The sequence below is a fragment of the Aeromonas sp. INTO2 genome, from assembly GCF_049860605.1.
GTDB lineage: Bacteria > Pseudomonadota > Gammaproteobacteria > Enterobacterales > Aeromonadaceae > Aeromonas > Aeromonas caviae.
In genome coordinates, this window is sequence record NZ_CP187588.1 from 3,490,732 (window position 1) to 3,510,263 (window position 19,532).

Annotated in this window: 19 protein-coding genes; 12 read left to right on the top strand and 7 right to left on the bottom strand. The window is 65.7% G+C overall.

The window, feature by feature from the left end:
- Positions 1-91 precede the first annotated feature (91 nt).
- A complete protein-coding gene (glnE, locus tag ACPW74_RS16455; RefSeq protein WP_048208431.1) occupies positions 92-2,965 on the top strand; it encodes a bifunctional [glutamate--ammonia ligase]-adenylyl-L-tyrosine phosphorylase/[glutamate--ammonia-ligase] adenylyltransferase in 2,874 nt (957 codons plus the stop codon).
- 56 nt (positions 2,966-3,021) lie between these two features.
- Here glnE and ACPW74_RS16460 read toward each other — a convergent pair whose 3' ends face one another.
- The 3 genes from ACPW74_RS16460 to ACPW74_RS16470 form a co-directional block, all read right to left on the bottom strand.
- Positions 3,022-3,756 carry an SDR family oxidoreductase gene (locus tag ACPW74_RS16460; protein ID WP_202039951.1) on the bottom strand — a complete coding sequence of 245 codons (735 nt, stop codon included), beginning with the start codon at positions 3,754-3,756 and terminating at the stop codon, positions 3,022-3,024.
- Positions 3,757-3,895: 139 nt separating this feature from the next.
- Positions 3,896-6,046 (bottom strand): AsmA family protein, encoded by a 2,151-nt coding sequence (locus ACPW74_RS16465; RefSeq protein ID WP_319896184.1) that lies wholly within the window; start codon positions 6,044-6,046, stop codon positions 3,896-3,898.
- Between the two features lie 203 nt (positions 6,047-6,249).
- Positions 6,250-8,397: a prolyl oligopeptidase family serine peptidase gene (locus ACPW74_RS16470; RefSeq protein ID WP_425858398.1), complete on the bottom strand. Its 2,148-nt coding sequence runs from the start codon at positions 8,395-8,397 to the stop codon at positions 6,250-6,252.
- Between the two features lie 215 nt (positions 8,398-8,612).
- Here ACPW74_RS16470 and ACPW74_RS16475 point away from each other — a divergent pair, with 215 nt between their 5' ends.
- The 10 genes from ACPW74_RS16475 to ACPW74_RS16520 all read left to right on the top strand — a co-directional run bounded on the left by ACPW74_RS16475 (position 8,613) and on the right by ACPW74_RS16520 (position 16,286).
- Entirely contained in the window at positions 8,613-9,824 is a 1,212-nt protein-coding gene (locus tag ACPW74_RS16475; protein ID WP_425858399.1) for a threonine synthase, read from the top strand.
- Positions 9,821-10,486, top strand: a complete 666-nt coding sequence (locus tag ACPW74_RS16480) for an amino acid ABC transporter permease (protein WP_425858400.1) — start codon at positions 9,821-9,823, stop codon at positions 10,484-10,486. Before ACPW74_RS16475 ends, ACPW74_RS16480 begins: the two co-directional genes overlap by 4 nt.
- Positions 10,487-10,560: 74 nt before the next feature.
- Positions 10,561-11,223: an amino acid ABC transporter permease gene (locus ACPW74_RS16485; protein WP_323944366.1), complete on the top strand. Its 663-nt coding sequence runs from the start codon at positions 10,561-10,563 to the stop codon at positions 11,221-11,223.
- The gene (locus tag ACPW74_RS16490) at positions 11,220-11,981 is read left to right on the top strand and encodes an amino acid ABC transporter ATP-binding protein (RefSeq protein ID WP_425858401.1); all 762 of its coding nucleotides are present in this window, start codon (positions 11,220-11,222) and stop codon (positions 11,979-11,981) included. The genes ACPW74_RS16485 and ACPW74_RS16490 overlap by 4 nt, the downstream gene beginning before the upstream one ends.
- On the top strand, positions 11,978-12,814 hold the full coding sequence (locus tag ACPW74_RS16495) for a transporter substrate-binding domain-containing protein (RefSeq protein ID WP_069651912.1): 837 nt from the start codon (positions 11,978-11,980) through the stop codon (positions 12,812-12,814). The genes ACPW74_RS16490 and ACPW74_RS16495 overlap by 4 nt, the downstream gene beginning before the upstream one ends.
- 220 nt (positions 12,815-13,034) lie before the next feature.
- Positions 13,035-14,294 carry an MgtC/SapB family protein gene (locus ACPW74_RS16500; RefSeq protein ID WP_270829723.1) on the top strand — a complete coding sequence of 420 codons (1,260 nt, stop codon included), beginning with the start codon at positions 13,035-13,037 and terminating at the stop codon, positions 14,292-14,294.
- Positions 14,295-14,383: 89 nt separating this feature from the next.
- Positions 14,384-14,974, top strand: a complete 591-nt coding sequence (locus tag ACPW74_RS16505) for a sugar O-acetyltransferase (RefSeq protein WP_266142298.1) — start codon at positions 14,384-14,386, stop codon at positions 14,972-14,974.
- Complete coding sequence (locus ACPW74_RS16510) at positions 14,971-15,318, top strand: DUF1294 domain-containing protein (RefSeq protein ID WP_324026626.1); 348 nt, start codon at positions 14,971-14,973, stop codon at positions 15,316-15,318. The genes ACPW74_RS16505 and ACPW74_RS16510 overlap by 4 nt, the downstream gene beginning before the upstream one ends.
- 94 nt (positions 15,319-15,412) lie before the next feature.
- Positions 15,413-15,625, top strand: a complete 213-nt coding sequence (locus ACPW74_RS16515) for a hypothetical protein (RefSeq protein WP_041211694.1) — start codon at positions 15,413-15,415, stop codon at positions 15,623-15,625.
- A gap of 199 nt (positions 15,626-15,824) precedes the next feature.
- Positions 15,825-16,286 carry a hypothetical protein gene (locus ACPW74_RS16520; RefSeq protein WP_182935230.1) on the top strand — a complete coding sequence of 154 codons (462 nt, stop codon included), beginning with the start codon at positions 15,825-15,827 and terminating at the stop codon, positions 16,284-16,286.
- A gap of 73 nt (positions 16,287-16,359) precedes the next feature.
- On the opposite strand, the gene ACPW74_RS16525 is transcribed toward ACPW74_RS16520, so the two are convergent.
- The 4 genes from ACPW74_RS16525 to ACPW74_RS16540 all read right to left on the bottom strand — a co-directional run bounded on the left by ACPW74_RS16525 (position 16,360) and on the right by ACPW74_RS16540 (position 18,461).
- Positions 16,360-16,995 carry an FMN-binding negative transcriptional regulator gene (locus ACPW74_RS16525; RefSeq protein ID WP_425858402.1) on the bottom strand — a complete coding sequence of 212 codons (636 nt, stop codon included), beginning with the start codon at positions 16,993-16,995 and terminating at the stop codon, positions 16,360-16,362.
- A 235-nt stretch (positions 16,996-17,230) separates the two neighbouring features.
- Complete coding sequence (locus ACPW74_RS16530; protein ID WP_039040565.1) at positions 17,231-17,755, bottom strand: DUF4865 family protein; 525 nt, start codon at positions 17,753-17,755, stop codon at positions 17,231-17,233.
- Positions 17,752-18,144, bottom strand: coding sequence for a tautomerase family protein (locus ACPW74_RS16535; RefSeq protein WP_010675683.1), 393 nt, complete (start codon positions 18,142-18,144; stop codon positions 17,752-17,754). Before ACPW74_RS16535 ends, ACPW74_RS16530 begins: the two co-directional genes overlap by 4 nt.
- Positions 18,135-18,461 (bottom strand): carboxymuconolactone decarboxylase family protein, encoded by a 327-nt coding sequence (locus ACPW74_RS16540; protein WP_076361550.1) that lies wholly within the window; start codon positions 18,459-18,461, stop codon positions 18,135-18,137. The genes ACPW74_RS16535 and ACPW74_RS16540 overlap by 10 nt, the downstream gene beginning before the upstream one ends.
- Before the next feature lie 96 nt (positions 18,462-18,557).
- Between ACPW74_RS16540 and ACPW74_RS16545 the strand changes: the two genes are divergently transcribed.
- Entirely contained in the window at positions 18,558-19,451 is an 894-nt protein-coding gene (locus tag ACPW74_RS16545) for a LysR substrate-binding domain-containing protein (RefSeq protein WP_042878353.1), read from the top strand.
- Positions 19,452-19,532: the final 81 nt, after the last annotated feature.

The window sequence follows — 19,532 nt, forward strand, 5'->3', positions numbered from 1 at the left end:
GCGGCGCTGTGACGCCAGCGCCCGGGAGTGCTAGATTGGCAGCCGGCATTTCACTCTCCCTGCAGACTCGTCAACCACAAGGATGGCAACCGTGGCCCAGCACTCTCCCTCTTTCTCCGCCTTCTCTCCCTTGCTGCAGGAGCAGGCCCTGCGCCACTGGCAGCGGCTGCTCGCCCTGGCGCCCCAGTATGACGCACTGCCCGAGCCCACCCGCCAGACTCTGCTGACCCTGCTCGGCCTCTCCGACTTTGTCGCCGACTCCCTCATCAAGCAGCCGGGGCTGCTGGCCGAGACCCTGGCATCGGACGCACTGACCCGGGCCGAGCGCTGGCCCGCCTATGAACCTGAGCTCGCAGCCCTGCTCGCCGAGGTCGCGGACGAGGAGGCGCTCAAGCGCATCCTGCGCCAGTTCCGCCGCAGCCGCATGCTGGTGATCGCCTGGCGCGAGCTGCTCGGGGAGTCCGAGGTCGAAGAGAGCTTCATCCATCTCACCAAGCTGGCGGATGCCCTCATCTGTGGTGCCCGCGACTGGCTCTACGCCAAACAGTGCAGCGAGCTGGGCACCCCCATGGACGGCGATGGCAACCCCCAGCCGCTGCTCATCCTCGGGATGGGCAAGCTCGGCGGCGGCGAGCTCAACTTCTCCTCGGACATCGACCTTATCTTCACCTTCCCCGAGAACGGCTACACCGTTGGCGGTCGGCGGGAGCTCGCCAACCAGCAGTTCTTCATCAAGCTGGGGCAGCGTCTCATCAACGCCCTCCACCAGCCCACCCAGGATGGTCAGGTGTTCCGGGTCGACATGCGGCTGCGCCCCTTTGGCGATGCGGGGCCGCTCGCCATCTCCTTCGCCGCCATGGAGGACTACTACCAGCATCACGGCCGCAACTGGGAGCGCTACGCCATGGTCAAGGCACGGGTGCTGGGCCCCCAGTGCGAACACGCCATGGCCCTGACCGAACTGCTGCGCCCCTTCGTGTTCCGCCGCTATATCGACTTCGGCGTCATCGACGGCCTGCGCCAGATGAAGGCGATGATCGCCGCCGAGGTGCGCCGCAAGGGACTGGAGGGCAACATCAAGCTGGGGGCCGGGGGCATTCGCGAGGTGGAGTTCATCGCCCAGGCGCTGCAACTCATCCGTGGCGGGCGCGAGCCCGCCCTGCGGGTACGCCACCTGCCCGAGGCGCTGGCCGCCATCGCCCAGGGGGGGGCCCTGGAGGGGAGCCAGTGCGAACGCCTGCTCACCGCCTATCGCTTCCTGCGCCGGGTGGAAAACATCTTGCAGGAGATCGGCGATCAGCAGACCCAGACCCTGCCCACCGAGGATCGGGATCGCCAGCGGCTCATCGCCACCCTCGGCTTTACCGACTGGGACGCCTTCATGGCCCACCTCGATGAGGAGATGGCCGCCGTCCATCAGGAGTTCGTCGCCGTGGTGGGGGAAGAGAAGGAGGCCCCCGCCCACCTGGAACAGCTCTGGCTCGATCTCTGGCGCACCGAGCTTGATGCCGCCGAGCTGGAAAAACTGCTGACCACGCAGGGAGTGGTGGAGCCCGCCCCCCTCTGCGCCGCCCTGCTGCGTTTCAAGGAGGAGTACAAGCGCCGTCAGGTAGGGCCCCAGGGGCGCATCGCCCTGGACTGGCTGATGCCGGAGCTGCTGCGGCTGGTGGTGGCGAGCCGCGAGCCCGCCCGCCTGTTCGAGCGGGTCTGCACCCTGCTGACCCGCATCTTCACCCGCAGCGCCTATCTGCAACTGCTGGCGGAAAACCCCGCCGCCCTGCGCCAGCTGGTGCGCCTGTGTGACGAGAGCAACCTGGTGAGCGAGCAGTTGGCCCGCTACCCCATCCTGCTGGACGAGCTGCTGGATCCCCAACACCTCTACCACCCCACCCCGCTGGATCAGTACAAGCCCCAGCTGCGCCAGTTCCTGCTGCGCATCCCCGAGGAGGACGTGGAGCAGCAGATGGAGGCGCTGCGCCAGTTCAAGCAGGTGCAGCTGCTGCGCATCGTCGCCGCCGACATCGCCGGCGCCCTGCCGCTGATGAAGGTGAGCGACCACCTCACCTGGCTGGCGGAGGCGATCACCGAGGAGGTGGTCAATCAGGCGTGGGCCCAGATGAGCGAACGCTACGGGGTGCCGCCCGAGGTGGCGGTGAGCGGCCAGCGCGGCTTTGCGGTGGTGGCCTACGGCAAGCTGGGGGGCATCGAACTCGGCTACGGCTCGGATCTCGATCTGGTGTTCCTGCACGGCGGCGACCCCAACAGTTACACCGATGGCCGCAAGCCCATCGACAGCCGCCAGTTCTACCTGCGCCTGGCCCAGCGGATCCTGCATCTGTTCAGCACCCGCACTCCGTCCGGCATCCTCTACGAGATCGACATGCGGCTGCGCCCCTCCGGCGACTCAGGCCTGCTGGTCTCATCGCTGTCGGCCTATGAGCAATACCAGCAGCAGGAAGCCTGGACCTGGGAGCATCAGGCCCTGGTGCGAGCCCGTCCCATCTATGGCGATGATGCCGTGGTCGCCGAATTTGCCCGCATCCGCCGCGACGTGCTGGCCAAGGAGCGGGATCTGCCCACCCTGGCCCGCGAAGTGCGGGAGATGCGCCAGAAGATGCGGGATCACCTGCTCAAGGCGGGAGAGGGAGAGTTCGATCTCAAGCAGTCCCCCGGCGGCATGGTGGACATCGAGTTCATCGCCCAGTACCTGGTGCTGGCCCATGCCTGCGGCGAGCCGGATGCACTCACCCGCTGGTCAGACAATGTGCGCATCTTCGATGAGTGCGTGATGGCGGGGGTACTCACACTGGAGCAGGCTGAGGGGCTCAAGCAGGCCTATCTGGAGATCCGCAACCTCGGCCATCGCCTCAACCTCTCGGAGATCTCCCGCAAGGTGGGGGACGATCAGTTGCCGCGAGAGCGGGGCCATGTGCTGGCGGTCTGGCAACAGCTGCTGGGAGAATAAGCAGAAGGGGCGCCATGGCGCCCCTTCTCGTTGACGAAAGGCTTGTTGAAGATGACCTAGCGCCCGCCCGCCACATCGATAAAGGTGCCGGTGGCATAGGAGGCCTCGTCCGACAGCAGCCAGGCGATGGCGGTGGCCACTTCGGCCGGCTGACCGCCCCGTTGCAGGGGAATATTGCCCTTGATCCTGTCCACCCGGCCGGGCTCGCCGCCGTCGGCATGCATGTCGGTGTAGATGAAACCCGGACGCACCCCGTTGACCCGGATCCCCTGAGCCGCCAGCTCCAGCGACAAGCCTCTGGTCAGCACGTCGACGGCCCCCTTGGCGGCGGCATAATCCACGTACTCCCCGGGGGAGCCCAGCCGGGCGGCGGCGGAAGAGACATTGACGATGGCGCCCCCCGCCGTCATGCGGCGCACCGCCTCGCGGCAGCAGAGAAAGCAGCTGGTGACATTGGTGGTCAGGGTCTGGTTGATGCGCTCGGCGCTCATCTCCAGCACCCGCATCTGGGGCTGCAACCTGCCGGCGTTGTTCACCAGATGAGTGACGGGGCCGAGCCGCGCGTCCATCTCCTCGAACAGGCGCACCACCTCGGCCTCCACGCTGACATCGGCCTGCACCGCGATGCACTCGACCGGATGGGTGGCCAGGATCTCGGCCACCACCGCCTCGGCGGACACCCTGTCCTGACGATAGTTGAGACAGAGATGGTAACCCTGCGCCGCCAGATAGCGGGCTGTCGCGGCCCCGATACCTCTGCCACCGCCGGTGATCAGCACCCGTTTGTTCATGAACCCTCCTGGTTCCTAGTTTCGAAGACTGTTTCGCATAGTACCTCATGTTGCCGACCACACCTCGTCCCGTGACGCCCGGCACCACAGCAAAGAGCCCGCACGGGGCGGGCTCTTGATGACAACAACGGGAGGCTGGCTATTTGAACAGGCCCTTGAGCAGCTGGTCCGCCACCCCCTTCACCCCTTCGTTGTCGGCCTTGTCACCCAGCAGCTTCTTGAGACCGCGCTCGGCCTCCTTGCGGGCCTTCTCCTCCAGCACCTTGTTGTTGCTGAGCAGTGCCTTCACGTCGAGCTTGTAGCTCGGCGCCTGCCAGTGGCCGCCGATGCGCACCGGTATGGTGATGTCCTTGAGCTCATCCACCGTCTTGCCCCCCTGCCCCTTGCTGCTCTCCACCACGGAGGTGAGGAACAGGAAGTCGAGGGTCTCCGGCACCAGGGCAGTCTGGCCCTGCCCCTTCACCCGCAGGGCGGGGGCAAAGAGCTGGATGTCATCGCTCCTGGCAATCCCGTTGGCAATCTGGAAGCTGGCGGTGAGGGCGCTGAAGTCGGTCTTGCGCACCTCCTTCACCTGATCCGCCCCCTTGCCGGTCAGGGTGGCCCGCGCCTCGCGGATCATCTCCGCCAAGTTGATGCCGTGCAGGGCGCCATCGCTCAACTTGAGGTTCACCTTGCCCTGCATCCGGCTGCGCAGCGCCTGCTCGGAGAGGCCTGAGCCCTGCGCCTCGACCTCCAGATCCCCCTTGCCTTCCAGCAGGTCGGTCTGGGCCAGGGTCTGCAGCAGGGGCCGCACATCGACCCCCTGCACCCGCTTATGCACCTGATAGCGGGCCGGCTGCTGACGGGCATCGAGCAGACCGCTCGCGGTCACCTTGCCACCGGCCACCCCGGCACTGAACTGCTTGAGGGTGAGCTGACCACCCGCCAGGGCCAGTTGCAGATCCACGGCGCTCAGATCCAGCCCCTTGAGGCGCAGGCTGCCCAGTTGCAGGCGGCCAGACAGGTCCACCGCCTTGAGGGCGGTCAGATCAGGCTCTACCGTGGAGAGCGCCTGCGCGGCGGTCTGTGCCGGTGCTCCGGCCGAGGCTGCGGCGCCCGACGTGGCCGCAGCGGGCGCCGTCCTGGCTGGCTGACCCAGCCAACTGTCCAAGTCGAGCTTGTCCCCCTTGAGGTCAAAGTCCACTTTGGGAACGGCCCCCAGACGAACGGCGCCGCTGCCGCTGAGCAGAGCATCATCCACCCCCAGCACCAGGTTGCTGAGGGCGACGCTCTGCTTGTCGAGCTCGGCGCGGGCAAAACCCGCCAGCTTCACCTGCATCTGCGGGCGCGGCAGAGAATCACCGCTCAGCTTGGCGGCCAGCACGGCATCCGACAGCTCCAGCAGTTGCCGGTTTTCATCGAGGCGCGCCTTGAGGGACCCCTCCAGCGTACCGGCCAGGGTCGGCTTGTCCGCCGCCCCCAGTGCCCCGCTGAGGCTAAGGCTCAGACTGCTCCACTCCCCCAATGCCAGCCGGTCGGCCTTGAGGGAGAAGGCATCGAGCCGCTGCGCCGGCTGGTTCAGGCTGCCGCTGAGATTGAGATCCTTGAGCTCGCTCTTCATGGCCTCCCGGGCCGGTTTGAGCTGGGCCTGACCCTTGAGATCAAAGGCCAGATCCCCCTGTGCCCCCTTGGCGGCCAGGGTCACCGGTACCCACTCCCCCGGGGTCAACTGCCCCAGATCGAGATCCAGCCTGTCGAGCCGGGAGACGGTACCGCTGCGGTCGTCCCGCACCAGGGCGCTGGCATCCACCAGCGCGATGCCTTGCAGGCTGATCTGCCAGGGCTGTTTGTCACTGGCGGCTGGGGGCGTCGTTGCGGCGGGCTCGGAGGTTGTCGCCTCCCCCTTGGGCTCGGCGGAGGACTTGAGCAGATCCCTCAGGTTGGAGCTGCCGTCAGCCCTGGTCTGGATAAACAGATGAGCGCCGCTCAGGGTCACCTTGCCGATCTCAAGCTTGTGGGAGAGCAGCGGCAGCAAGCCTACTGAGGCCTCACCCTGCTCGAATCGCACCAGGTCGGGCTCGGCAAAGCCGGCGGGGTTGCGTAGCGCCACCTTCTCGAGGGAGAGGCCCAGGCTTGGCCAGAAACGCCAGCCGATATCCCCTTGTATCACCAGCTCGCGACCGGTGCTCTTGCGCACCTGTTCCACCAGCTGGGGCTTGAACTGGTTGGGATCGATGAGGGACACCAGGGCGGCGATGGCCACCACGGCCGCCAGCGCCAACCCCAGCAGGATGTAGATGATCTTCTTCACGATGGACTCCTTGAATGCGGATCTTGTGGCTGACTATACCACCGGGGGGATGACAGATGGGGCCCGTCTGCGAAAACGGGCCAGCAGCGAGACAGGGATGGTCGCAGCTAGTGCAGCCAGCGCAGCTCTTCCAACGCGCGGCAATAAAAAGGGCCCCGCAGGGCCCTGATGATAGTGGATGGCTGGCGCCCGCCTCGCCCGGATCAAGGCTGACGCGGCAGCTCCCTGTAGCCCATCTCGTACAGGGTGAAGGCATAGATGTCCGCACTCTGCTCGATAAGCTTGGCCACCGGCGTGCCCGCCCCGTGCCCGGCATTGGTCTCGATGCGGATGAGCTGGGGATGGGGGCCGGCATTGTCGGCCTGCAGGGTGGCGGCAAACTTGAAGGAGTGGGCCGGCACCACCCGATCGTCGTGATCCGCCGTGGTCACCAGGGTCGAAGGGTAGCTGACCCCGGCCCGGACGTTGTGCAGCGGCGAGTAGCCCTTCAGGTAGTCGAACATCGCCTCGCTGTCGGCGCTGGTGCCGTAGTCATAGGCCCAGCCCGCCCCGGCGGTGAAGGTGTGGTAGCGCAGCATGTCGAGCACCCCCACCGCCGGCAGGGCGACCCGCATCAGATCCGGCCGCTGGGTCATCACGGCCCCCACCAGCAGACCGCCGTTGGAGCCACCTCGGATCGCCAGCCGATCGGTGCGGGTGTAGCCCTCGGCCTTGAGGTACTCGGCCGCCGCGATGAAATCGTCGAACACGTTCTGCTTGTTCTGCTGGGTGCCCGCCAGGTGCCAGGCCTGGCCGTACTCGCCGCCCCCGCGCAGGTTGGCCACCGCATAGACGCCCCCCAGATCCAGCCAGTTGGCTACCGACACGCTGAAGCTCGGGGTCAGGCTCACGTCGAAGCCGCCATAGCCGTAGAGGATGGTCGGGTTGCTGCCATCGAGTTTCAGCCCCTTGCGGTAGCTGATGATGAGCGGCACCCGGGTGCCGTCCTTGCTCTGGTAGAAGCGCTGCTCGGAAACGTAATCCTCCGGTTTGAACGGCGCCGCCGAGGCGCGATAGAGGCTGATGGCGCCGCTCTTGGGCTCGAACCGGTAGAGAGTCGGCGGCTGGGCATAGTGCTCGAAGCCGAAGTAGAGGGCGGGGTCGTCGTGCTTGCCGTTGAAGCCACTGACGCTGCCAAGGCCGGGCAGCGCCACCTCGCGCACCCGCTTGCCTTCGTAGTCGAACTGCTCGACCCGGGCGGTGGCATCCACCATGTATTCGGCGAACAGATAGCCGCTGCCGCTGTGCACCGTCAGCACCTGCTGGCGCTCGGGGATGAGATCCCGCCAGCGGGCCGGACCCGGGTTGGCGGCATCCACCGTCACCAGCCGGCCGTTGGGGGCGTCCCGGTTGGTCAGCAGGTAAAGGGTGCCGCCCTTGTTGTCCACCAGGCTCACGTCCGCATCCAGATCCCCCTGCACCGTCAGCAGCGGCGCGTTCTCCTGGCTCAGATCCTTCACATAGAGGCGGTTGCCCGAGGTGGAGTTCGCCGCCGAGATAAGCAGGAAGCGGTCATCTTCGGTGACGGTCGCCCCCACGTAACGGTGGTGCTGGGCCGGGATGGCGCCGAACACCAGCCGGTCATCCTCCTGCGCCGTGCCGAGCCGGTGGAAATAGACCTTGTGCTGATCGGTCCTGGCCGACAGCTCGCTGCCATCCGGCTTGTCGTAGCTCGAGTAGAAGAAGCCCTCGTTGCCGAGCCAGCTGATGCCGCTGAACTTCACGTCCTTGAGGGGCGCCTCCAGCGGCTGCTTGCTCTCTACGTCCATCAGGTGGATCTCGCGCCAGTCGCTGCCGGCCAGTGACAAGGAGTAGGCCAGGATGCGGCCATCGCGGGAGAAGCTCAGCTGATCCAGCGCCGTGGTGCCGTCGGGGCTGAGGGTATTGGGATCGAGGAACACCTCGGCCGGCTTGCCCTCCTGCTGGCGCCACAGCACGTTCTGGTTCTGCAGGCCGTCGTTCTTGAAGAAGTAGTGGTAGCGCCCCTCGCGAAACGGCGCCCCCTCCTTGGCGTAGTTCCAGGAGGCGGCCAGCTTCTCCTTGATGGCGGCGCGATACGGGATCTGCGCCAGGTAACCCTGAGTCACCCGGTTCTGGGCCTTGACCCAGGCCTCCGTCTCGGGGCTGCGATCATCCTCCAGCCAGCGATAGGGGTCGGCCACGGCCTGGCCGAAATAGTGATCCACCTGCTCACCCTGGCGGGTGACGGGGTAGTGAAGGCGCGTATTCCCTGACATGGCATCCTCTCTGGTTGGCTGGCCGCTGCACGCACAGAGCAGTGACAGGGCCAGCAGGCTGACAATGGCTCGCATCGAGGCGGCTCCCTGCGGTTTGAGTGAGCGGGCAGATTAACAAAGCGCGCCGGATGGCCCAACCCCCCGACCGGTGGCAGAGGGTGGCCCGCCGACACGGGGGATCCATATGACTTTTTTCGCTTAAGTTTGCCGCTTTATTTTGTTTGTTATCCGGCCCTTGGGTCACAGGATGGAATAAGACACCAGCCAACGTGAGCCATTCAGGATAAAGCATGCCGTACAGCTACTTATCACATCTACGTTGCAGCAAGACCGGCGAGATAGTGAATGCCGATCAGCCCCAGCAGTTGAGCCCGGTCGGTGCCCCCTTGCTGGCCAGCTACGACCTCGAGGCCCTGAAACAGGCCTGGCACCCGGCCGCGCTGCTGGGCCGCCCCGCCAGCCTGTGGCGCTACCACGAGCTGCTGCCGGTGCGCGACCCCGCCCAGGTGATCACCCTGGGGGAAGGCTTCACTCCCCTGCTGCCCCTGCCCGCTTTCGGCAAGCAGATTGGCATTCCGGATCTCTGGATGAAGGATGAGAGCATCATCCCCACCGGTTCTTTCAAGGCCCGCGGCGCCGCGGTCGGCGTCTCCCGCGCCCGGGAGCTCGGCATCACCCACTTCGCCATGCCCACCAACGGCAACGCCGGTGCGGCCTGGGCGCTTTACGGCGCCCGCGCCGGCTTGCGCAGCACCATAGTCATGCCCCAGGCGGCACCCGCCATCACAAGACTGGAGACCTCGCTGGCCGGTGCCCGCCTCTATCTGGTGGATGGCCTCATCAGCGACGCCGGTCGCCAGGTGGCCGAGGCGGTGGCCGAGCAGGGGCTGTTCGATGCCTCCACCCTCAAGGAGCCCTATCGCATTGAGGGCAAGAAGACCATGGGGCTGGAGATCGCCGAGCAGCTCGGCTGGACCCTGCCGGACGTCATCCTCTACCCCACCGGTGGCGGAGTCGGTCTCATCGGCATCTACAAGGCGCTGCGGGAGTTGCAGGAGCTGGGCTGGGTCAAGGGGCCGTTGCCGCGACTGGTGGCGGTGCAGGCGAGCGGCTGCGCCCCCATCGTCCAGGCGTGGCAGCAGGGGGAGCGCGAATCGCGCTTCTGGCCCGATTCCCAGACCCTCGCCTTTGGCATCAACGTGCCCAAGGCGCTGGGGGACTTTTTGGTGCTGGACGCCCTCTATCGCACCGAGGGGTGCGCCATCGCGGTGGACGATAGCGCCATCCAGCGCGAGATCCGACAGCTCGCCGCGCGCGAAGGCAGCTTCGTCTGCCCGGAAGGGGCGGCCGCCTTCGCCGCCGCCCGCCAGCTGCGGGAAGCGGGCTGGATACAGGGGGGCGAGCGGGTGGTGGTGCTCAACACCGGCGCCGGCATCAAGTACCCTGACGCCATCACGGTCGTGCCCCAGCGGCTGCGCCGTGACGGGAGGATCCCGGCATGAGCTTCGACTGGTCCTTTGTTCTCACCACCCTGCCGGCGTTCGGCCAATCGGTCTGGGTCACCCTGCAGCTCGGCATCCTAGTGATCCTCACCTCGCTCGTCGTGGCGCTGCTCAATGTGACGCTGCAAAGCCTGCACAAGCCCTGGCTGAACGGGCTGATCCGCGCCTATGTGGAGCTGGCCCGCAACACGCCGCTCTTGATCCAGCTGTTCTTTCTCTACTTCGGGCTGCCGGCGCTCGGCATCTCGCTCTCCGGCTTTGCCACGGCAGTGATCGCCATGACCTTCCTCGGCGGCGGTTACCTGACCGAGGCGCTGCGTGCAGGCGTTCAGGCTATCCCCCCCAGCCAGCTGGAAGCGGGCCGGGCCATCGGCCTCTCCCGCTGGCAGCTGCTGCGCCACGTCCAGCTGCCCCAGGCCTGGCTCGCCAGCCTGCCGGCGCTGTTTGCCAACTTCATCTTTCTGCTCAAAGAGACCACGGTGGCCTCGGCAGTGGCGGTGCCCGAGCTGCTCTACACCACCAGGAACTACATCGCCCTCTACTACAAGACCTACGAGATGCTGGCGGTGCTGACCTTGATGTGCGTGCTGATCTTTCTGCCGCTCTCCCTTGCCCTGCGCGTCGTTGAAAGGAGGCTGCAACATGGTCAGTTCGGTCATTGAACAACTGATGCAGACACCTATTGTCCAGCTGCTGCCGTCACTCGCCACCCATGCACAAAGAAGGAGGGCTCGCTATGGCCATTCCAGTCACTGAACAGCTGACGCAGGCGCTGCCACTGCTGGCGGTGGGCGCGGGCCAGACCCTCGCCATCTCCCTGCTCGCCATCCTGTTCGCCACCCTGGGCGGGGTCGGTTATGGCGTGCTGGCCCAGCAGGGGGGAAGGCTGACTCGGGGAGTGCTGCGGGTCTATCTCGAGCTGTTTCGGGTGGTGCCCGTGCTGGTCTGGCTCTATCTCTTCTTCTTCGGGCTGCCGATCTTCTTTGGCCTGGATATCCCGGCCTTCTGGTGCGCCGTGCTGGTGCTGGCCCTCTGGGGCGCCAGCGAGGTAGGCGAAGTGGTGCGCGGCGGCCTCAACTCCCTCGCCCGCGGCCAGCAGGAGGCCGGCCTGGCGCTAGGGCTCTCCCGCTGGCAGCTCTATCGCCACGTGCTGCTGCCCCAGGCGCTGCAACGGCTGACGCCGCCCACCATCAACATCTACACCCGCATCATCAAGACCAGCTCGCTGGCGGTGCTGATCGGGGTGGTGGAGGTGATCAAGGTGGGCCAGCAGATCATCGAGCGCACCTATGGCTCGCTGCTCATCTACGGTCTGCTGTTCCTGTTTTTCTTTCTGGTCTGCTATCCGCTCTCGCTCGCCTCGCGCCGGCTGGAGCAACAATGGGGTAATGCGGTATGACACCTCTGCTTGAGCTCAATGCTGTCAGCAAACAATTCGGCCAACACCGGGTACTGGACGAGGTCAGCCTCACGGTGAACGCCGGGGAAGTGATCGTCATCCTGGGGCCGAGCGGCTGCGGCAAAAGCACCTTGCTGCGCACCCTCAACGGGCTCGAACCCATTCAGGGGGGCGATATTCGCTTCGATGGAGAGAGGCTGGATGCCAGCACCGACTGGCAGCGGCTGCGCCAGCGCATCGGCATGGTGTTCCAGAGCTATCACCTCTTCCCCAACCTGACGGTGCTGGAGAACGTGCTGCTCGGCCCCCTTCAGGTGCAAAAACGGGAGCGGGCCGAGGCCCTGCTGCAGGCGGAACAGCTGCTGACTCGCATCGGCCTGTGGGAGCGGCGCCACGACTATCCGCGCCAGCTCTCCGGCGGCCAGCAGCAGCGCATCGCCATCGTGCGGGCCCTGTGCATGAACCCGCAGGTGATGCTGTTTGACGAGGTGACCGCTGCGCTGGATCCCGAGATGGTGCAGGAGGTGCTGGAGGTGATCCGGGATCTCGCCGGCAGCGGCATGACCCTGCTCATCGTCACCCACGAGCTGGCGTTCGCCCAGGCGGTGGCGGATCGCATCGTCTTCATGGACGGCGGCCACATCCTGGAGCAGGCCGCGCCCCATCAGTTTTTCGAGAGCCCGCGCAGCCAGCGTGCCCGCCAGTTCCTCGCCAAGTTTTCTTATATAACTGTCAGCAAACGAAAGGAGTCAGCATGAAGATAATTACCTCGGTCCTGTTTAGCGCCCTCATCGGCCTGGGCCTCGCCAGCGGCGCCGCCCAGGCAGAAGACGGTTCCCTCGCCAAGATCAAGGCGCGGGACAAGCTCATCGTCGGCGTCTTCACCGACAAGCCGCCGTTTGGCTATGTGGACGAGAAGGGCAACTACGTCGGCTTTGACACCGATCTCGGCCGCCGCTTCGCCAAGGATCTGCTGGGGGACGAGAACAAGGTCGAGTTCGTGGCGGTGGAGCCCGCCAGCCGCATCCCCTTCCTGCAGAGCGACAAGGTGGATCTCATCCTCGCCAACATGACTGTGACCCCGGAGCGGCGGCAGGTGGTGGACTTCACCAACCCGAACCTCAAGGTCGCGGTGCAGGTGCTGGTGCCGGAAGGCAGCGACGCCAAGCAGCTCGACGATCTGGCCGGCAAGCGGCTTATCGTCACCACCGGCACCACGGCCGACATCTGGCTGACCCGCAACCACCCGGACTGGAAGGTGCTCAAGTTCGAGAAGAACACCGAGTCCCTGCAGGCGCTGGCCCAGGGCCGTGGCGACGCCTATGCCCAGGACAATCTGGTACTGTTCAGCTGGGCCAAGGAAAACCCGGGCTATCGGGTGCTGCCCGAGAAGCTGGGCTCGGAAGACCCCATCGCCCCTGCGGTGAAGAAGGGCAATATCGAGCTGCGTGACTGGGTCAACGATCGTCTCGCCAAGCTGGGGGAAGAGAAGTACCTGCTCAAACTCTACGACCAGTATGTGCGCGACAAGCTTAGCGCCGATACCGATCCCAACGACGTGATAGTGGAAGGAGGCAAGTGGCAGGGTTGAGCCCTGCCCCCACAGCAGTGCTGAGTGTGAAGTGTGTGATCTTTGGTTCCGTTGGTCTGCAAACCGCAAGGTTTGACCTTTCCAGGCGCCCCCTCCAGGTGGCGCCTTTTTTTTGTTTGCAAGACCCCGGCAGGCGGGACACCCGCTCTGTGAGCCAGCTCCCCCTGCCCCGGGATGTCCTGTGCCATCCTCACTGAAACGGCAGCGGGAGGAGAAACCCATGTGGATAGAGGCCGAGCCCGTCTACGGCGCCCTGGTGTCCCTGGCCATCGGGCTCATCATCGGGCTGGAGCGGGGCTGGCAGGTGCGCCAGCTCGGAGACAACCAGCGCATCGCCGGGATGCGCACCTATGGCCTCATCGGTCTGCTCGGCGGGGTCTGCGCCCTGCTGCTGCCCACCCTGGGGCCCTGGCTGGCCCTGCTCGGTCTGCTGACCGTGGTGACGGGGTGCGGCCTCTCGGTCTGGCTGGCCCAGCGCTGGCAGGGGGAGTTCGGCCTCACCAGCTCGGTAGCCATGGTGCTCACCTACCTGCTGGGGCTGATGTCGGTGCTGCAGAGCCCGAGCGAGGCGGTGGCCTGCGCCGTGCTGGCGGCCCTCCTGATGGGGCTCAAGGGCAAGATCCAGCAGGGGATGCTGTTCTTGAGCGAACTGGAATTTCACGCCACCCTGCGCTTTCTGCTCATCTCCCTGGTGCTGCTGCCGGTGCTCCCCGATACCGAGATGGGTCCCCTCAATGCCTTCAATCCCTTCAAGATCTGGCTGATGGTGGTGGTGATCGCCGGCATCTCGTTCTGTGGTCACTTCGCGGTGCGCCTGCTCGGCACCCGCTCCGGGCTGGTGCTCACCAGCATGCTGGCGGGGCTCGCCTCCTCCACCGCCCTCACCCTGCAATTTGCCCGCCTCAACAAGGAGCAAGGAGGGCTGGAGCGGCTGCTGGCCACCGGCATCCTGCTGGCGGGGGCCACCATGTGGCTCAGGCTGCTGGCACTGGTGCTGATCATCCACGGGGAGCTGGCGCTGCGTCTGGCCGCCCCCCTGCTGCTGCTGGCGGCCATCGTCTACGGCTTTGCCTTCTGGTTCTGGCGCCAGCGGGAAGAGATGCTGGACGGCCCGGTACAGCCCGAAACCCGCAACCCGCTGGATCTCGCCACCGCCATCAAGTTCGGTCTGCTGCTCGCCCTCATCGGCTTCATGGCCACCCTGCTGCAAAGCAAGGTGGGCAACTCCGGGGTCTATCTGCTGTCGCTGGTCTCCGGCATCACGGACGTGGACGCCATCACCCTCTCCCTCTCCCAGCTCGCCCAGAAGGAGCTGGCCCTGGAGGTGGCGGCCAGGGGCATACTGCTCGCCGGGCTGGTCAACTCCCTGGTGAAAGGGGTGCTGGCACTGGTGATTGGCGGACGCAGCCTGGGGCGGCGGGTCTTGCTCCCCTACCTCGTCTCCATCCTGCTCATCCTGCCCCTTGTCCTGATGACATGATGACGGGGATCACCTGACGGGCCCGGCACTCTGACACCCCCTCCCCTTGTCGCGTATACTGCCCCCTCTTGCAGCAGGAGGAGATGACCATGGCAAGCGACTGGGACAAGGTACTGGCGGGGGGCGCCCTGGACAGCCAGAGCGAGGAGATAGCGAACGACCGCATTCGCGGCCAGGCGCTGCTGAGCCGGCTCAACGCCTCACCGGCGGGGGATCACGTCCTGCGCCAGCAGATCTGCCGCGACCTCTTCGCCCACTGTCCCGACTCCTGCTGGATCAGCACCCCCTTCACCTGCGAATTCGGCCGCAACATCCACATCGGCGAGAAGACCTTCTTCAACTTCAACGTCACCATACTCGACGTGGGCGAGGTGCACATCGGCAACCATGTGTTGCTGGCCCCCAACGTGCAGATCTACACCGCCACCCACACCATGAACTATCTGGAGCGACGCAACTGGACCGCCTACAACAAGCCGGTGCGGATCGGCGATGACTGCTGGATTGGCGGCGGGGCCATCATCTGCCCAGGCGTCACCATAGGGCCCCGCTCCATCATAGGGGCTGGCGCCGTGGTCACCCGGGACATCCCGGCGGACTCCCTGGCGGTGGGCAATCCGGCCCGGGTGATCCGCACGCTACAACCGGGCGAGACTCGGGATCCGGCGTGCCTGTCATGATGGTGCTGGCCCTGCTGCCTTTGGGTTGGGCAGGCTGGCTCGGCGCGCACGATGCCAACTGGTGGCCGCTGGCCCTGATCCTGCTGATGAGCCTGCTGACCCTGGTCGTCTACGCCTGGGACAAACGCCAGGCCATTCGTGGCGGCTGGCGCGTGCCCGAGGCCCGCCTGCATCTGCTTGAGCTGTGCGGCGGCTGGCCCGGCGCCCTGGTCGCCCGCCAGTGGCTGCGCCACAAGACCCAGAAAGGGAGCTACCGCCTGCGGTTCTGGGCCATCGTCTGGGGGCAGTTGCTGCTGCTCGGGATCTGGCTCGGCTGGCCGCTCTGGCCGCTCTGGCCGCTCTGAACAACCAGGCGGGCATTGCCGCCCAAGGTCGGGTATGAGACAACGACAGCGCGGGAGACAGATCCTCTCGTTCAAATCTTGAAAGGAGTCATTCATGACCATGTGGACAGGTATCGTCCTGATCGTCTTTATCAGCGTGTCGTTCAGCTATCTCACCAAACGCGCCCGCTACCAGATGGGGGATGCCCGCATTACCGACCGTCTCGGCAAGCAGGACATGATCATCAAGGAGTTGCAGGAGCGCATCGCCAATCTGGAGGCCATCGTCATCGAGGAGGAGAAGCGCCGCCCGTTCAAGGAGCTCTGATCCGGCAAGCCGGGCGGCAAACCGGCCAGCCCCGGGCTGCAAGGGTTTGCCGCCGCCCCCGCTCGCCCCCGCCCGTCCTCCGCCTGGCAAAAACGAAATTCACAGCAGGATCAGTCCCCTGCCATTTTTAGGCTGAATGTTCGCCAAGCTGGCCCATTCCCTGCTCCGTCATGACATCAGTCGTACGGAGAGTGACATCATGATCGCCATCGGCACCCTGCTTCCCCTCGCCTCCCTTGCCATCAAGCTCGGCAGCAAGCTGCTGGGCGACGGCACGCCGCCCGCCCAGACCGAGCCTGCCGTGCAGGAAGCGCACCTTGCCCCCACGGTGCAGAGCCTGTTCCAGCGCCTTGGCATCCAGGAGGCTGACAGCGAGCAGAACCGCCCTGCCATCAACCACTTCATGGGGGCGCTGATGCAGACCCTGGGCCAGGAATCCTCGGGCCAGTCGCTGCCCCAGGCCATCGATGCCGCCCGCATCCAGTTGGCAGACGGCACCCAGAGCACCCGCCTCGACGCGCTGCAGAGCGAGCTAGACACCCTCAAGGGCTCCCTCGGCAACAGCGGCCTCAACCTCGATCAGCTGCTTTATGCCTTCAAACAGACACTGCCCCAGGGCCCGGGGGAAGGCGTCGGCAAGCTGCTCAATGCCAGCGCGTGAGCGGGAGTGGAACCATGAAAAACGGCAACCAGACGGTTGCCGTTTTTGTCGGGCCGGATCCCATGATGTCACGCTAGGACTGTGAAGGGGGCGGGTTCAGCATGGCGCCGGCAAGCGCGCTCTGCCCGCGCTCCTGCAGGGCATTGGCCGCTCCCAGGCGATCCGCCGCCTCCTTGTTCTGGCTCAGCTTGAACTTGCCGACCAGGTGGTCGATCTCGATTTCAATGCCCACCACGGCCTGCACCATGGTCTCGAGATAGTCTCTCGGTGCATCCGCCATCTTCCAGGGAATGGACTCTCCCGCCTCGTGGGTACGGGTCAGGGTCGCGAGCAGGCGACGCACGAAGCGGGCATCGTCCCTCACCCGGATACGGCCATGGGCGTGCACCACGCAGTAGTTCCATGTCGGCACCTGCTTGTGATGCACCTGCTTGCCCGGATACCAGCTGGGGGAGATGTAGCCGTCGGCGGCGCGGAAGATCACCAGCACCTCGTCGCCGTCTTTCACCTCCTGCCAAAGCGGGTTGTTGCGGGCCACATGGGCCCGCAGCACACCGTGGGCCCCCTGCGCCCCATCGAACTCGAACGGCAGGTGGTTGGCATCCAGCCCCCCTTCACCACAGGTGATCAGGGCCCCCAGGGGGTGCGCCTGCATCAGCTGGTGCAGCGCCTCGGGGTCGGTAACGGCGAAATGGGGTGGCAGGTACATGGGAACTCCTTGATCCGGTTGACGCGTCCATACGCATTGCAGCGGGATCATGCCCTGCCCGGCGCGGGCCGTCACCCCGAATGTGCCCCACTGAGCCAGTTCATTGCAGCAGGTGGCCGCAATGCCACATCATCATCCACAAGCGAGATATAACACCCTATGTTCACGATGCGAATATCACTTTCACAGCCCAAGTGAATGGAAGAACAGCCTCAATGACAAAGATAATTCCGCTTTACACCCCGCCCCCCTTCGCCAAATAGCCGATACGGTAGATCTCGCCCCCGCCAGGCAAGGGCGATGAGAGGGACGGGAGAAAATCCGCCTCCAGCCATTCCCATCGGGTGAGATCCCAGCCGCTCACCATGGCCTCGCCGTGCAGGTCGGCAAGCTCGCCGTGGGAAGTGACCTTGGTGCGCCGCAGCCTGGCCATGCAAGCCCCGTCGAGGGAGGCCGGATCCGGCGCCCGCAGCAGATGCCAGGTCTCGATGCGGGGCCAGCCGAAATGCCGGGTGAGCGCCGCGAATCCCTCGCTTGCCAGAAATCGGTGCATCGCCTCGGCGCTGTGCCACACATAGAAGGGGGCATAGCGGTTCTCCTGCCCCGGCAGGGCCCCATCGTCCTGACGGCTGTAGAGATAGGCCTTGAACAACAGACCGGGAAAGCCGTCCAGTCTGGCGCCATTGCTGGCGATCCGCTGCTCGATCAGCGCCATGTCGTAGTCTGCGGGCAGGGTGAATCGGTAGTGCATGGCGATCATGAGGCCACCTCCTGTCTGAACATCCGGCCCTGGCCGAAACTCCACGCCTCGGCATCGGTCTGCTGGATCACCACCATGAGGTTGTCGGGGTGGATCCCAAGCTCGGCCTCAAGGCGCTCGGCGAGACGTGCATAAAGACGCTCCCTGGTCGCGGTGCTGCGCACCTTGCCCGCCAGGATCTGGAAGAGGATGAAACCCTGGTCCCGGCGGCCGGTCTGGTAGTGGGGGTCATAGATGAGCGCACTGGCAGGCAAGATCTCGAGGATCTGGAATTTATCCTTCGGCGGCACCTCGAACACCTCCACCAGGGTCTGGTGGTAGAGGGCGCTGAGTTGTTGCAGGTGTGCGTCGCTCATCCCCTCGCACAGGGTGATACGGGTCAGCGGCATGGGGTCACCTCCTCGCGGGGGGGCAGATAGCCCACGGCCGTCACTGCGGCGGGCAAACCGGCGTAGAAGGCAAGATGGGTGAACAGCTCTTCCAGCTCATCCCGGGACAGGCCGTTTTGCCGGGCGAATACAATATGCCAGGGCAGTTGTTGCACCCGGCCCAGTGACGCCAGGATGGCCAGGGTGATCAGGCTGCGCTCGCGGGCCGAGAGGGTGGGGCGCTGCCAGATATCGCCAAACAGCGTCTCTTCCGCCAGTCGGGCGAGTCGGGGGGCAAGCTGCGCCAGGGTGGCGCGATCGGGAACATCGGGTGTCATGGCAATCTCCTTGGTGGATGAAGCCACTCTCCCTCACTGCTACAATTTAAAAAATCGAAATATTTAAGACCAATCATCCCGATTAAAAGGATAGTTATGTCACCCCTTCCCCCCAGCCTGGATCTCGATGCCCTGCGCAGCTACGTGCTGGGACTGGAGTGCGGCAGCTTTGCGCTGGCGGCGCAGCGGCTGTGCCGCTCCACCTCGGCGGTCAGCGCCCAGTTGAAAAAACTCGAACAGCAGTGCGGCACCGATCTGGTCATGAAGCAGGGACGTCACCTGGTGCCGACAGCCAGCGGTGAGCGCCTGCTGGGCTACGCCAAGCGGCTGCTGGCGCTCAATGACGAAGCCGTGCTCGCCCTCAAAGGGGAATTGCTGCAAGGGGAGATCCGGCTCGGGGTGCAGGAGGACTTCGGCGAATCTTTGCTCCCCGCCGTGCTGGGGCCCCTCTGTCGTCAGCACCCGGCCCTGCGCATGACAACCCGCATCGATCGCAACGGGGCCCTGGTGCAGGGGATCAGGGAGGGCACCCTCGACATGGCTCTCGCCTGGCAGCCACAGGGAGAGCGGGAGGACCTTCCCCTCATCGAGGTGGTGCAACTGGCCTGGATTGCCCACCCCGAGTGGGACCTCGCCCCTTTGCTCGCGCGCGGGGAGCCCCTGCCCCTGGTGCTCTTCGATGCCCCCTGCCTGATGCGGGCGCGGGCCATCCGCGCCCTCGACGATGCCGGGATCCCCTGGCGGATCGCCTTCACCAGCCAGAGCCTGGGCGGGATCTGGGCCGCCGTGCAGGCCGGGCTCGGGATCACGGTGCGTTCCCCCATCGGCATGCCGGCCAGTCTCGCCACCCTCGGCGGCGTACTGCCCTCACCGGGTACCCTGGGGGTGGTGCTGCTCGCCGCCAGCCATGAAACCGACGAGGCCAGATGCCAGTTGCAACGACTGCTCACGGACGCCGTGCATCAGGCCAGCGCCGGACACAGGGGCTGAACAGCGCCTGGTCAACGCGCCCCACGGCGCCGAGGCGTACCCATAAAAAACGGCAACCCTGGGGTTGCCGTTCTGCCTTCT